Source organism: Streptomyces sp. NPDC055506, from assembly GCF_053643595.1.
The window spans coordinates 59,231-72,542 of record NZ_JBSHKH010000035.1; the positions used below are offsets into that span (position 1 = coordinate 59,231).

Below are 13,312 nucleotides of genomic sequence, written 5' to 3' on the forward strand. Positions count from 1 at the left end.
CGCCGGGTGTGGCGGCCGGGACGGATGACCGCACAAGCTCTGGTCATCCAAGCACGCCGCTCCCGGCCGACCGGTCGGCGGCTCGCTCGGGTCTTCTCGCCAACCGCCTTTGTCCGAAAGGGAACCCACCCATGCGCAAGCACCACGCCCTGCCCGTAGCCCTCCTGGCCGCCCTCGCGCTCACGGCGTGCGAGGACGGCACGGGCACGCAGGACGAGGGCGCGGCCAAGCCCCAGGTGACGTCATCGACGACGGCGACCACCGAGCCCCAGCGGACGGCCACCGACGCGAAGGGCACGCGTTCCGGGACGACCGGCAAGGCGAAGGGCGGGAACTCCGGGGCGGCCAAGCCCACCGACCCCGCCGACCCGGCCAACCGCGTCTCCTGCAACGGCGCCAACACCACCGTCACCGCTCAGCCGGTCCGCCGCCCCCTCAACCACATGCTGATCACGGTCAAGAACACCGGCTCGAAGTACTGCGACCTCACCTACTACCCGGTGCTGCGCTTCGACGAGATGCAGTGGGCCCCGCGGCCGGTCGAGGACTCCAAGCCGCAGGCGGTGACGACCCTGGCCCCCGGCGAGTCCGGCTACTCGGGCGTGACGCTGTCGGCGGCAGACGGCAGCGGCGACGGCGGCACCACCGGCCACAGGCTCGAGGTCGGCTTCCAGGGCCGCACGCCGAACAGCAGCGGCGGCCCGTCGGCGCTCCCGTCTCTCCCGGCCAAGGGCATGTACTACGACAGCTCGCTGACGGCCACGTACTGGCTGCGGGACAGGAACGAGGCCCTGACCTACTGAGTCCTGCTGAGCCCTGCTGAGCCCTGCTGAGCCCTACTGTTCCTTGAGCTTCTGGGCCGCCTCGGTGGCCCAGTAGGTGAGGATGTTCCGCGCACCGGCCCGCCGGATGCCGGTCAGGGACTCCATGATCGCCCGGTCCCGGTCGATCCAGCCCTTCTCGGCGGCGGCCTCGATCATCGAGTACTCGCCGGAGATCTGATACGCGGCGACGGGCACGTCCGAGGCGTCCGCGACCCGGGCGAGGATGTCCAGGTAGGGCCCCGCCGGCTTGACCATCACCATGTCGGCGCCCTCCTCGAGATCGAGGGCCAGCTCCCGCAGGGAGTCGCGCACATTGCCGGGGTCCTGCTGATAGGTCTTCCGGTCCCCCCGCAGGGACGAGCCGACGGCTTCCCGGAACGGCCCGTAGAACGCGGAGGCGTACTTGACGGTGTAGGCGAGGATGGCGACATCCTCCCGGCCGATCTGGTCGAGGGCGTCGCGGACGACCCCGACCTGCCCGTCCATCATCCCGCTGGGCCCGACCACATGGGCCCCGGCATCGGCCTGCACCTGGGCCATCTCGGCGTACCGCTCCAGGGTCGCGTCGTTGTCGACCCGCCCCTCGGAGTCCAGCACTCCGCAGTGCCCGTGGTCGGTCGTCTCGTCGAGACACAGATCGGACATGACCAGCAGGTCGTCACCCACCTCGGCCCGCACGTCCCGGAGGGCGACCTGCAGAATCCCGTCCGGGTCGGTCCCCGGTGTCCCGAGGGCGTCCTTCTTCGACTCCTCCGGCACGCCGAACAGCATGATCCCGGAGACCCCCGCCGCGACCGCCTCCGCGGCCGCCTTCTTCAGGCTGTCCCGGGTGTGCTGCACGACCCCGGGCATGGCCCCGATCGGCACGGGCTCGCTGACGCCCTCGCGCACAAAGGCCGGAAGAATGAAATCGGAGGGGTGCAACCGGGTCTCGGCAACCATCCGACGCATGACGGGGTTACTCCGCAAACGCCGCGGCCGAGTACCGGGAAAAGATCCGTACGTCGTCATACCCCAACGCTACGCCCGCCCAAAACCTCCCGATGCCGACGCCCTGTCGGCCCAGCTGCGGGCATGCGTGCCGCTAAGGGCGGCACGGGTGGGCGGTGGGGGTCCCCCCGCTCGAGCGAAGCCGAGAGTGGGGGAGGCACCCCGCTCCGCCGGGCTGCGCACCCACCCGCCCCCAGCCCCAACACCGAGCACCATGAAGCCCACAGCCCCACAGCCCCACAGTGCGCCCCCACCCACCCAGGTCCATCCTGAAACCAAAGGACAAGGACCCCGACGGCCGGCCCAACACCCCCCGCCGCCGCCGTCCCTCCGTACGCCCATCCACGGAGGACGCGATGACCGCCCCCCACCACACCCCCGACCTCTTCGCCCTGTCAGAACTGCACGGCCCGGTCCTACGCCCCGGCGACCCCGCCTACGCCGACGAAGTCACCGGCTTCAACCTGGCCGCCCTGCACACCCCCGACATCGTCGTCGGAGCCACCGGCCCCGACGACATCGTCACCGCCATGCGCTGGGCGAAGGCCACCGACACCCCCGTAGCCGTCCAGGCGACCGGCCACGGCGCCAACTTCCCCATCGACCACGGCCTGTTGATCAACACGTCCCGCATGACGGACGTCCACGTCGACCCCACCACCCGCACCGCCACCATCGCCGCGGGCGCGAAGTGGAGCCACGTCATGGCCGCCGCCGCCCCGCACGGCCTGGCCGGCCTCTGCGGCACCTCCACGGACGCGGGCGTCATCGGCTACACCCTCGGCGGCGGACTCCCGGTCCTCGGCCGCGCCTACGGCTACGCCGCCGACCTGGTCCGCTCCTTCCAGGTCGTCACCCCGGACGGACACCTGCGCGAGACGGACCCCCGGCAGGAACCGGAACTGTTCTGGGCCCTGCGCGGCGGCAAGGGCAACGTGGGCGTCGTCACCTCACTCGTGACCGACCTGCTCCCCCTGACCCGCCTCTACGGCGGCGGCATCTACTGCCCCGGCGAACACACCGCGGCCCTGCTCCGGACCTGGACGGACTGGACCCGCACCGTCCCGGACGAGATGTGCAGCATGTTCTCGATCCTGCGCCTGCCGCCCATCCCGCAGATCCCGGAGCCCCTGCGCGGCGGCTTCTGGGCCCGGGTCGCGATCGCCTGGCCGGGCGACACGGCCGAGGGCGAGGCCCTGATCGCCCCACTGCGCGCAGCGGCCCCCGTGGCCGTCGACACGGTCGAGGAAATGGACTACACGGCCCTGGACCGCATCCACATGGAACCCCAGGACCCGCTCCCGGCACGGGAGTGCTGCATGCTCCTGCGCGAGCTGTCGCCCGACGCCATCAGCACGTTCCTGGAGCAGGTCGGCCCGGCGGCCGGCGCCGACCACCCGCTTCTGGTCGCCTCGCTGCGGCACATGGGCGGCGCGATGGCCCGCCCGTCCGCCGTCGAGGACGCCGTCTGCTCCCGCGACGCCCGCTACTTCCTCGAATCGGTCGGCATCCTGGCCGCCCCACCCGCCGCCGAGGCCCTCGAACAGGCGACGGCACGGCTCTACACCGCGATGGCCCCCTACGGCACGGGCCGCACCATGGTCAACATCCACGGCACCCCGGGCGACGAACAGGACATCGCCCGCGCCTGGACCCCAGAGGTCTACGACCGCCTACGCCACGACAAGGCCACCTACGACCCGACGAACCTACTGCGCTACGGCCACGCGGTAACCCCCGCCTAGCCACTGAGCTGCGGGCATGCGTGCCGCCAAGGGCGGCACGGGTGGGCGCAGCGGCACCCCGCTCCGCCGGGCTGCGCACCCACCCGCCCCAGCACCAACGCCGAGCACCACCAAACCGACCCAGACCAGCCCGGCCCGACTCAGCCCATCCCGCCTCAGGTCGTAGACCGCCTCCGCCGCGCCCCCGGCCGCCGCTCACTCGGCCGGGTCACCGCATCCCCGGCCTCCACAGCGGCAGCTCTCCGCTTCGCGCCGAAGTCGGCCAGCGCCTCCGCCAGCTTGTGCACGGACGGCTCGGGCGCCATGACGTCCACCCGGAGCCCGTGCTCCTCGGCGGTCTTCGCCGTGGCCGGGCCGATACACGCGATCACGGTCACGTTGTGCGGCTTGCCGGCGATACCGACCAGGTTCCGCACGGTCGACGACGACGTGAACAGCACGGCGTCGAACCCGCCGCCCTTGATCGCCTCGCGCGTCTCCGCCGGCGGCGGCGAGGCCCGCACGGTCCGGTAGGCCGTGACGTCGTCGACCTCCCAGCCCAGCTCGATCAGCCCGGCGACCAGCGTCTCCGTGGCGATGTCGGCACGCGGCAGGAACACCCGGTCGATCGGGTCGAAGACCGGGTCGTACGGCGGCCAGTCCTCCAGCAGACCGGCGGCGCTCTGCTCCCCGCTCGGCACCAGGTCCGGCTTCACACCGAAGGCGATCAGCGCCTTGGCCGTCTGCTCGCCCACCGCCGCGACCTTGATCCCGGCGAAGGCCCGGGCATCGAGCCCGTACTCCTCGAACTTCTCCCGCACGGCCTTGACCGCGTTCACCGAGGTGAAGGCGATCCACTCGTAGCGGCCCGTCACGAGCCCCTTGACCGCACGCTCCATCTGCTGGGGCGTGCGCGGCGGCTCGACGGCGATGGTCGGCACCTCGTGCGGCACGGCCCCGTACGACCGCAGCTGGTCGGAGAGCGACGCCGCCTGCTCCTTCGTGCGCGGCACGAGCACCTTCCAGCCGAACATCGGCTTGGACTCGAACCACGCGAGCTGGTCGCGCTGGGCGGCGGCGGAACGCTCACCGACCACGGCTATCACCGGCCGCCCGCCGTCCGGCGAGGGCAGCACCTTGGCCTGCTTCAGCGTCTGCGCGATCGTGCCGAGCGTGGCGGTCCAGGTCCGCTGCCGGGTGGTCGTACCGGCGACGGTGACCGTCATCGGGGTGTCCGGCTTGCGGCCCGCGGAGACCAGCTCGCCGGCCGCCGCGGCGACGGAGTCCAGCGTGGTGGACACGACCACCGTGCCGTCCGACGCCCCGACCTCCGTCCAGCACCGGTCCGACGCCGTCCGGGCGTCCACGAACCGCACGTCCGCGCCCTGCGCGTCCCGCAGCGGCACACCGGCGTACGCGGGCACACCGACGGCGCTCGCGATACCGGGGACGACCTCGAAGGGCACCCCGGCGGCGGCGCACGCCAGCATCTCCTCGGCGGCGTACGTGTCGAGGCCCGGGTCACCGGACACCGCACGCACGACCCGCCTGCCGCCCCGCGCGGCCTCCATGACAAGATGTGCGGCATCCCGCACCGCGGGGACAGCGGCGGTGGTTGACGTGCCGTCAACTACCGTCAGCTGGGGCGTTCCTGCGCCCGGAGCCGGATCCTGGGAAGGATCCGAATCCGTGTGCACCTCGGAGACGCCCTGCCTGGCGTGCTGACGTACGACGTCGAGCACCTCGTGCTCGGCGACGAGAACGTCCGCGCTCGCCAGCGCCTCTACGGCGCGCAGAGTTAGCAGTCCCGGATCTCCGGGTCCGGCACCCAGGAAGGTGACGTGCCCGTGTTCAGGACCGGCGGAAAGGGTGGTGGGGCTCAATGTGCTCGCTCCCCCATCAGACCGGCCGCGCCCTGGGCGAGCATCTCGGCCGCGAGTTCGCGACCGAGCGCCATTGCCCCGTCGTGCGTCTCGGGCACGGGACCGGTGGTGGACAGCTGCACCATGCGCGTGCCGTCGGTCGTACCGACGACGGCGCGCAGGCGCATTTCCTTGACAATCTGCCCGTCGGCCAAAAGGTCGGCCAAAGCGCCCACGGGAGCGCTGCAGCCGGCCTCCAGGGCGGCGAGCAGTGACCGCTCGGCCGTCACGGCGACCCGTGTGAACGGGTCGTCGAGCTCGGCGAGCGCGGCGACGAGGTCCGCATTGCCTGCGGCACACTCGATCGCGAGAGCCCCCTGGCCGGGGGCGGGCAAAACCGTGTCGACCGACAGGAAGTCGGTCACCTCGTCACCGCGGCCGATCCGGTTCAGTCCGGCGGCGGCCAGCACGACGGCGTCGAGCTCACCGCCCCGCACGTATCCGATCCGGGTGTCGACGTTGCCGCGGATCGGGATCGTCGCTATGTCCAGTCCGTGGCCGCGGGCGTACGAGTTGAGCTGGGCCATGCGGCGCGGCGAACCCGTACCGATGCGGGCCCCGCTCGGCAGGTCGGTGAACTTCAGCGCGTCCCGGGCGACGATCACGTCCCGCGGGTCCTCCCGCACGGGGACGGCCGCCACGACCAGGTCGTCGGGCTGCGCGGTCGGCAGGTCCTTCAGCGAGTGCACCGCGAAGTCGACCTCGCCCTTGAGCAGCGCGTCGCGCAGGGCGGTCACGAACACACCGGTGCCGCCGATCTGGGCGAGCTGCTCACGCGAGGTGTCGCCGTACGTGGTGATCTCGACGAGCTCCACGGGCCGCCCGGTCACCCGGGTCACGGCCTCGGCCACCTGCCCGGACTGGGCCATGGCGAGCCTGCTCCGGCGGGTACCGAGCCGTAGTGCCCCTGCTTCATTCACTCGCCGCGTGTCGTTCATGCCGACCCTCGGTTCTTCTCGGTAGTGCTGTCCTCGGCGCGGGAGACGGCGGCCACCGTCTCGGGGTCGAGGTCGAACAGGGTCCGCAGCGCGTCCGCGTACCCGGCGCCGCCGGGCTCGGCCGCGAGCTGCTTGACCCGTACGGTCGGCGCGTGCAGCAGTTTGTCGACCACGCGCCGCACGGTCTGGGTGATCTCCGCGCGGTGCTTGTCGTCGAGGCCGGGCAGCCGTCCGTCGAGCCGGGCGATCTCGCCCGCCACGACATCGGCGGCCATGGTGCGCAGGGCGACCACGGTCGGCGTGATGTGCGCGGCCCGCAGTGCCGCCCCGAAAGCCGCGACCTCGTCGGAGACGATACGCCGGACCTGGTCCACATCGGCAGCCATCGGAGCACCCGCGGAGGCTTCCGCCAGGGACTCGATGTCCACCAGCCGCACCCCGGCCAGCCGGTGCACGGCCGCGTCTATGTCGCGCGGCATCGCCAGGTCCAGCAGGAAGAGCACGGGCTGCGGCCGCGGCGGCTCCTCGACCGGCTCGGGCCGGCGCCGCTCGGGGATCCGCCCGACGGCGGCGGCGGTCGCCGCGAGGGCGGCGATGGCGTCGGCGTCCGGGGCGGGGTCGAGCGGGTCGGCCGTCCCCGGCCTCACCGCCGTCCGCTGGGCGCCGCCCACCACGCCGTTGTCCACCCACGCCGCGTGCTGTTCGAGATCGGCGGCGGCCATCCCGGCCACGGCCGCCTCGCCCAGCACGGAGAATCCGGCGGTGCCCTGCACCGACGTCAGGTCCAGCGGACAGCCGTCCTCGTTGCCGAGGCTCGTGGCCGGCAGATTGCCCCGCTGGCCGTCCGGCCCCGCCGCGCGGTCAGGACCCTCGCCGTCGCTCTCGTCCCACCGCACGGCCGTACGGCCCTCAGCGGCGGCGGCGACGGCCTCCGCGGTCAGGACCAGACCGGTCGCGCCGGTACAGGAGACGGCGACGTCGGCACGTGTCAGCTCGGCCGGCACCGATCCCATCGGGACCGCGCGGGCCGCCACGTCCGTGTCGTCGCCCTCCATAAGGATCTGGGCGAGGCGCTCGGCCCGGTCGAAGGTCCGGTTGGCGACGACGACCTCGGCGACTCCGGCACGCGCGAGCGTCGCCGCTGCCAGGGAGGACATCGATCCGGCCCCGATGACCAGGGCCTTCTTGCCCCGGGCCCACTCCTGTATGTCACCGCCCCGCGCCAGCTGCTCCAGGCCGAAGGTGACCAGGGACTGGCCCGCGCGGTCGATGCCGGTCTCGGAGTGGGCGCGCTTGCCGACCCTGAGGGCCTGCTGGAACAGGTCGTTCAGCAGACGGCCCGCGGAGTGCAGGTCCTGCGCCCGGGCCAGGGAGTCCTTGATCTGGCCGAGGATCTGTCCCTCGCCGACGACCATCGAGTCCAGCCCGCAGGCCACCGAGAACAGGTGGTGGACGGCCCGGTCCTCGTAGTGCACGTAGAGATAGGGGGTGAGCTCCTCGAGGCCTACCCCGCTGTGCTGGGCGAGCAGCGTGGACAGCTCGGCGACACCGGCGTGGAACTTGTCCACGTCGGCGTAGAGCTCGATGCGGTTGCAGGTCGCGAGCACCGCCGCCTCACTGGCCGGCTCGGCGGCGACCGTGTCCTGGAGCAGCTTGACCTGCGCGTCCGCGTTCAGCGAGGCCCGTTCCAGGACGCTGACCGGGGCGCTGCGGTGGCTGAGTCCGACGACGAGGAGGCTCATGCCGGCATCACGGCGGGCATGTCCCCGTCAGGCCCCTGGTCGGCGGACTCGTTGCGGGCGGCGGCGGCCGGGACGCCCCCGTCGGAGGCGGCGGCCTCCTCGCCGGCCTTGCGCTGCTCGTGGAAGGCGAGGATCTGCAGCTCGATGGAGAGATCGACCTTGCGCACGTCGACCCCGTCCGGGACGGACAGCACGGTCGGCGCGAAGTTCAGGATGGAGGTGACACCGGCGGCCACGAGCCGGTCGCAGACCGCCTGGGCGGCACCGGCGGGGGTGGCGATGACACCGATCGACACGCCGTTGTCCTGGATGATCTTCTCCAGGTCGTCGGAGTGCTGCACGGGGATCCCGGCGACGGGCTTGCCCGCCATGGCCGGGTCGGCGTCGATGAGCGCGGCGACCCGGAAACCGCGGGAGGCGAAGCCACCGTAGTTGGCGAGCGCGGCGCCGAGGTTACCGATACCGACGATCACAACCGGCCAGTCCTGGGTGAGGCCCAGTTCGCGGGAGATCTGGTAGACGAGATACTCGACGTCGTAGCCCACACCCCGGGTCCCGTAGGAGCCGAGGTAGGAGAAGTCCTTGCGCAGCTTCGCGGAGTTGACCCCCGCGGCGGCCGCGAGCTCCTCGGAGGAGACCGTGGGTACCGAGCGCTCCGACAGCGCGGTCAGAGCGCGGAGATACAGCGGAAGCCGGGCGACGGTGGCCTCGGGAATCCCTCGGCTGCGGGTCGCCGGTCGGTGAGTTCGGCCAGTTGCCACGGTGCTCCTGCGGGTAGAGCGGGGCTGTAGGCGGTCATACGTCCCTACATGACCGCCCCGTCGAAAGCAGGCTATGTCTTTGTGAACGCGTGCACAAAGATGGTGTCCGATTTGCCCGCCCAACGTGACCGGGCTCACGCGCCCCCGGCGCACTCCCGGGGAACCGGCGCACAAGCACCGCCGTTCCTTCGCTTCTGGGGGCAAAACCGCACACTCTCCTCTGTGTATCCCGCCCCCGAGACCAGCCACCGTCGATCCTAAGCGACCCGACCGACCGCTTTGTACTGCTCGGTCAGTCGCCGGGGCGGCCGGACTCAGCCGGTCAGGGCCTTGCGCAGACGCCCCTCGTTCACGCGCCAGAACGTGTGCTGCCTGCCGTTCACCAGCACGACCGGGATCTGCTCCCAGTACTGGTCGTGCAGTTCCCGATCCTCGGTGATGTCCTTCTGCTCCCAGGGGACGCCGAGATCACCGCACACCTTCTCCACAACGACCTGTGCGTCATCACACAGATGACAGCCGGGCTTGCGGATCAGGGTGACGAGCCGGTCCCGAGGGGGCGTACGGCGAAAGAGGGGACTCATGTCAGCCATTGTCGCGCGCCCGGGACACGCCGACCCGTCCTCCGCCTCCTCCCCGCCCTCCTCGAGCGGCATCTTTAACGGCACGCTCGCCGAGAGTTCACAGGCTCCAAACCTCTCGACTCCGGAACCCCCGAACAAACTGGCTATGCTCACGCCATGGCCGCTCTCGGATGGCTCACTCCCCGTAGGCGCTCCGCCACGGCGCGGAGCGTTTTGGCAGGCGAGGCCTCGGCGGAGGCAGCCCGCAAATCCACGCAGGAAGCTTCCGGCACGACCGAGGAACCGCAGTTCCCGGTGCACGGCGACGACCAGGCCGCCGCCTTCTTCGACCTGGACAACACCGTCATGCAGGGCGCCGCGCTCTTCCACTTCGGGCGGGGCCTGTACAAGCGGAAGTTCTTCGAGACCCGCGACCTCGCGAGGTTCGCCTGGCAGCAGGCGTGGTTCCGGCTGGCCGGCGTCGAGGACCCCGAGCACATGCAGGAGGCCCGCGACTCCGCCCTGTCGATCGTCAAGGGCCACCGCGTCGCCGAGCTCCAGTCGATCGGCGAGGAGATCTACGACGAGTACATGGCCGAGCGCATCTGGCCCGGCACCCGCGCCCTCGCCCAGGCACACCTGGACGCGGGCCAGAAGGTGTGGCTGGTGACGGCGGCCCCCGTCGAGATCGCCCAGGTCATCGCCCGCCGCCTGGGCCTGACCGGCGCCCTGGGCACGGTCGCCGAGTCGGTCGACGGCGTCTACACGGGCAAGCTCGTCGGCGAACCGCTGCACGGCCCCGCGAAGGCCGAGGCGGTCCGCGCGCTGGCCGCGGCGGAGGGCCTGGACCTGACCCGCTGCGCCGCCTACAGCGACTCGCACAACGACATCCCGATGCTGTCCCTGGTCGGCCACCCCTACGCCATCAACCCGGACTCCAAGCTGCGCAGGCACGCCCGCCAGCTGGACTGGCGCCTGCGCGACTACCGCACGGGCCGCAAGGCGGCCAAGGTCGGCATCCCCGCGGCGGCCGGCGTGGGAGCCGTGGCCGGCGGCACGGCGGCGGCGATCGCCCTGCACCGCCGTCGCCGCTGACGAACGATCAATCCGGGACACCATCGTTTGCGGGATGACAACGCCCGTAAATCCAACTGGCGTACCCCCAAAACCTCGTATCCAGTCCTCTTGGCTGCACACGGCCACAACACGCCCTGGACTCAGCCGCAATCCGAACCCATCCGGTCAACAACCGTTCGGAATTCGGCACTTGATGCGACGTCAATCGGTTACGGAAGCGACGTAATCGATGATTTGAGCAACTCGGTGTAGCAGAGCCTGCACGAAGCGTTATTCTCCTCAGACGCAAACCGGTACCCCTCCGTCGCTACGACGGGTGAAAGGTCCCGCACTGCACGTGATGGAAGCTCTGCCTCTGGGAGTCCCGTGTACTCACACGTCGGGGTTGACGCCTCGGGCCTGGCTACGCTGCGCGCAACGGTCCTCGACCTGCTGCGTGGCCTCGTCCCCACCGCGTACGCCGCCCCCGCATTCGCCACCGCCGCACCCGTAGGCCCTTGCTATGCACTGGCCGACGGCAGCGCCGCGGTCGGCAGACGAGGGCGCCCGTCCGGCGGGGCCACCGCCCGGCGGCCCGCGGCGGACAGCGACAGCGCCCGCATGATGGACCTCGTGGAGCGCGCCCAGGCCGGCGAGGCCGACGCCTTCGGCCGTCTCTACGACCAGTACAGCGACACCGTGTACCGGTACATCTACTACCGGGTCGGAGGAAAGGCGACCGCCGAGGACCTCACCAGCGAGACCTTTCTGCGGGCCCTGCGTCGCATCGGCACGTTCACCTGGCAGGGCCGCGACTTCGGCGCCTGGCTGGTCACGATCGCCCGCAACCTCGTCGCGGACCACTTCAAGTCCAGCCGCTTCCGCCTCGAGGTCACCACCGGCGAGATGCTCGACGCCAACGAGGTCGAGCGCTCCCCCGAGGACTCCGTCCTGGAGTCCCTCTCCAACGCCGCCCTGCTCGACGCCGTACGGCGGCTCAACCCCCAGCAGCAGGAGTGCGTGACGCTCCGCTTCCTCCAGGGCCTCTCCGTCGCCGAGACCGCCCGTGTGATGGGCAAGAACGAGGGCGCCATCAAGACCCTCCAGTACCGGGCCGTCCGCACCCTCGCCCGGCTCCTCCCGGAAGACGCCCGCTGACCGGACCGCACGCTCGGCGACACTCAACTCACGTTCCGTGACCGTCCGTTGGCTTCGGCATCCGATCAGCCGGGGTCCGTAACCCAAGTGCCGCGCCGCTCGTTGTGCGGGATGCAGGCTCCCTGTGGTCACCCCCTGGCCGACCCCGATCACTCGATCGTGTGGTTGCGGTCAGGGTGTGCAACCCTCAGGACCCCCTGGGGAGTCGACCGTCATGACGAGAGGAGGTGCCGCCTGTGATCGCGAACGTATCGGCACACCGGCGGGCGAACGCCTTCGCCCAGGCCCTGGACGAGCAGTCCGAGCAGGGCACGGCGGCCGAGCAGTCCGAAGGTCCGGCACCAGCCCCGGCACCCGCGGAACAGACCGAACCGGCACGCCTGACGGCGATCGCCTCCGGTCTCGACGCGCTGCCCAAGCCGCAGCTCGACCCGGAGGTCAAGGTCGTCCAGCGGGCCCAGCTGGTGGCCGCGTTCGAGGCCATGCTCCAGGAGGGCACCGCGGGAGGCGGGGCGACGGACCGAGCGGTCCCCGGACAGCGCTCCCGTGGCGCCCACCGCGCCGGCTCACTGAAGAAGTTCCGTCCGCGTACGCGGCTCGCCAAGGGCCTCACCGCGAGCGGACTCAGCGTCGGCGTCGCCGCGAGCGCCTTCGGCGGAGTCTCCGCAGCCAGCTCCGACGCCCTCCCCGGCGACTCGCTCTACGGCCTCAAGCGCGGCATCGAGGACGTCAAACTCGGCCTCGCCGACAGCGCCGACGAGCGCGGCCGGGTCTACCTCGACCAGGCGTCCACCCGGCTCAGCGAAGCCCGCCGGCTGATGGAGCGCGGCCGCAGCGGCCCCCTGGACCACGAGTCCGTCGGAGAGATCCGCCGCGCCCTGTCCGGCATGCGACACGACGCGTCGGAAGGCCACCGGCTGCTGAGCGAGGCGTACGAGCACGACCCGGACTCCCTGGGCCCCATGCAGGCCCTGTCGGCGTTCTCCCGCTCCCACCGTGAGGCCTGGGGCGAACTGCGCGAGAGGCTCCCCGTCCAGCTCGGTGACGTCAGTGACCAGGTGTCGTCGGTCTTCGACGCCATAGAGGAGGACGTCGCCCCACTGCGGTCCCTGCTCCCCGAGCCCCCGGCGGGGAACGGCGGCACCGGCAAGCACCGGGGCGCCTCCGAGTCGGCCTCCACCGGCTCCTCCGCCACCGACCGGTCGGCCCAGCCCGGCAAGAGCGGCGGCGGGCACACCGACAAGGGCGGCACCGGCGGTGGCAGCGGCAGCCCCAGCCGCTCGGCCGGCTCCGGCAGCGACAGCGACGGCCTGCTCGGCGGCAACACCGGCGGCCTGCTCGACCCGCCGAAGGACAGCGAGGCGAGCACCTCACCGTCGGCGGACGGCAGCGCCCCCGTCCCCAAGCCGGACGTCACGCTCCCGCCGCTCCTGCCCGGTCTGCTGCCCGGTCTGGGCATCGACGGCGAGGACGCACGCTAGACGACGTTGGGCGCCCCTGTGCGGGGGCGCAAGGTCGCCATCACGTACCGCTCGGGTGAGCCCCCGGCCGGCTTCCTCGCCGTCCGGTGCGACATCACCGACGCCGAGCAGGTGGAGCAGGCCTACAAGGAGATCGAGGAGAAGCAGGGGCCC

General features: G+C 71.7%; 11 protein-coding genes and 1 pseudogene. 6 read left to right on the forward strand and 6 right to left on the reverse strand.

Features of this window, described 5'->3' with window-relative positions; all coding sequences use genetic code 11:
• Positions 1-131 precede the first annotated feature (131 nt).
• On the forward strand, positions 132-803 hold the full coding sequence (locus tag ACWIF2_RS16205; RefSeq protein ID WP_454361006.1) for a DUF4232 domain-containing protein: 672 nt from the start codon (positions 132-134) through the stop codon (positions 801-803).
• A gap of 33 nt (positions 804-836) precedes the next feature.
• Here the strand turns inward: ACWIF2_RS16205 and hemB are convergent, their stop codons facing one another.
• Complete coding sequence (gene hemB, locus ACWIF2_RS16210) at positions 837-1,835, reverse strand: porphobilinogen synthase (RefSeq protein ID WP_454361008.1); 999 nt, start codon at positions 1,833-1,835, stop codon at positions 837-839.
• A 335-nt stretch (positions 1,836-2,170) separates the two neighbouring features.
• Between hemB and ACWIF2_RS16215 the strand changes: the two genes are divergently transcribed.
• Positions 2,171-3,559 (forward strand): FAD-binding oxidoreductase, encoded by a 1,389-nt coding sequence (locus ACWIF2_RS16215; protein ID WP_454361010.1) that lies wholly within the window; start codon positions 2,171-2,173, stop codon positions 3,557-3,559.
• Positions 3,560-3,714: 155 nt separating this feature from the next.
• Here ACWIF2_RS16215 and ACWIF2_RS16220 read toward each other — a convergent pair whose 3' ends face one another.
• From ACWIF2_RS16220 to ACWIF2_RS16240, 5 genes are all read right to left on the reverse strand, one after another.
• Positions 3,715-5,421, reverse strand: a complete 1,707-nt coding sequence (locus tag ACWIF2_RS16220) for a bifunctional uroporphyrinogen-III C-methyltransferase/uroporphyrinogen-III synthase (RefSeq protein WP_382488949.1) — start codon at positions 5,419-5,421, stop codon at positions 3,715-3,717.
• The gene (hemC, locus tag ACWIF2_RS16225; RefSeq protein WP_454361012.1) at positions 5,418-6,398 is read right to left on the reverse strand and encodes a hydroxymethylbilane synthase; all 981 of its coding nucleotides are present in this window, start codon (positions 6,396-6,398) and stop codon (positions 5,418-5,420) included. The genes ACWIF2_RS16220 and hemC overlap by 4 nt, the downstream gene beginning before the upstream one ends.
• Positions 6,395-8,140 carry a glutamyl-tRNA reductase gene (locus ACWIF2_RS16230; protein ID WP_454361013.1) on the reverse strand — a complete coding sequence of 582 codons (1,746 nt, stop codon included), beginning with the start codon at positions 8,138-8,140 and terminating at the stop codon, positions 6,395-6,397. Before ACWIF2_RS16230 ends, hemC begins: the two co-directional genes overlap by 4 nt.
• Positions 8,137-8,901, reverse strand: a complete 765-nt coding sequence (locus ACWIF2_RS16235; RefSeq protein WP_386504254.1) for a redox-sensing transcriptional repressor Rex — start codon at positions 8,899-8,901, stop codon at positions 8,137-8,139. Before ACWIF2_RS16235 ends, ACWIF2_RS16230 begins: the two co-directional genes overlap by 4 nt.
• 314 nt (positions 8,902-9,215) lie before the next feature.
• Positions 9,216-9,485 carry a glutaredoxin family protein gene (locus ACWIF2_RS16240; RefSeq protein WP_454361016.1) on the reverse strand — a complete coding sequence of 90 codons (270 nt, stop codon included), beginning with the start codon at positions 9,483-9,485 and terminating at the stop codon, positions 9,216-9,218.
• 156 nt (positions 9,486-9,641) lie between these two features.
• On the opposite strand from ACWIF2_RS16240, the gene ACWIF2_RS16245 reads away from it, so the two are divergent.
• The 4 genes and pseudogenes from ACWIF2_RS16245 to ACWIF2_RS16260 form a co-directional block, all read left to right on the forward strand.
• Positions 9,642-10,559 carry an HAD family hydrolase gene (locus ACWIF2_RS16245; protein ID WP_454361018.1) on the forward strand — a complete coding sequence of 306 codons (918 nt, stop codon included), beginning with the start codon at positions 9,642-9,644 and terminating at the stop codon, positions 10,557-10,559.
• A 348-nt stretch (positions 10,560-10,907) separates the two neighbouring features.
• Positions 10,908-11,678: an ECF subfamily RNA polymerase sigma factor, BldN family gene (locus ACWIF2_RS16250; protein ID WP_454361020.1), complete on the forward strand. Its 771-nt coding sequence runs from the start codon at positions 10,908-10,910 to the stop codon at positions 11,676-11,678.
• 236 nt (positions 11,679-11,914) lie between these two features.
• Positions 11,915-13,159, forward strand: a complete 1,245-nt coding sequence (locus ACWIF2_RS16255; protein ID WP_454361021.1) for a DUF5667 domain-containing protein — start codon at positions 11,915-11,917, stop codon at positions 13,157-13,159.
• Positions 13,160-13,165: 6 nt separating this feature from the next.
• Positions 13,166-13,312: pseudogene (locus ACWIF2_RS16260) on the forward strand (beta-ketoacyl-ACP reductase); the annotation flags it as partial.

Excerpts from the sequence above, each read along its gene's own strand:
- ACWIF2_RS16230 (WP_454361013.1), bottom strand. The coding sequence starts at position 8,140 with ATGAGCCTCCTCGTCGTCGGACTCAGCCACCGCAGCGCCCCGGTCAGC.
- hemC (WP_454361012.1), bottom strand. The coding sequence starts at position 6,398 with ATGAACGACACGCGGCGAGTGAATGAAGCAGGGGCACTACGGCTCGGT.
- ACWIF2_RS16240 (WP_454361016.1), bottom strand. The coding sequence starts at position 9,485 with ATGAGTCCCCTCTTTCGCCGTACGCCCCCTCGGGACCGGCTCGTCACC.
- ACWIF2_RS16205 (WP_454361006.1), top strand. The coding sequence starts at position 132 with ATGCGCAAGCACCACGCCCTGCCCGTAGCCCTCCTGGCCGCCCTCGCG.
- ACWIF2_RS16245 (WP_454361018.1), top strand. The coding sequence starts at position 9,642 with ATGGCCGCTCTCGGATGGCTCACTCCCCGTAGGCGCTCCGCCACGGCG.
- hemB (WP_454361008.1), bottom strand. The coding sequence starts at position 1,835 with ATGACGACGTACGGATCTTTTCCCGGTACTCGGCCGCGGCGTTTGCGG.
- ACWIF2_RS16215 (WP_454361010.1), top strand. The coding sequence starts at position 2,171 with ATGACCGCCCCCCACCACACCCCCGACCTCTTCGCCCTGTCAGAACTG.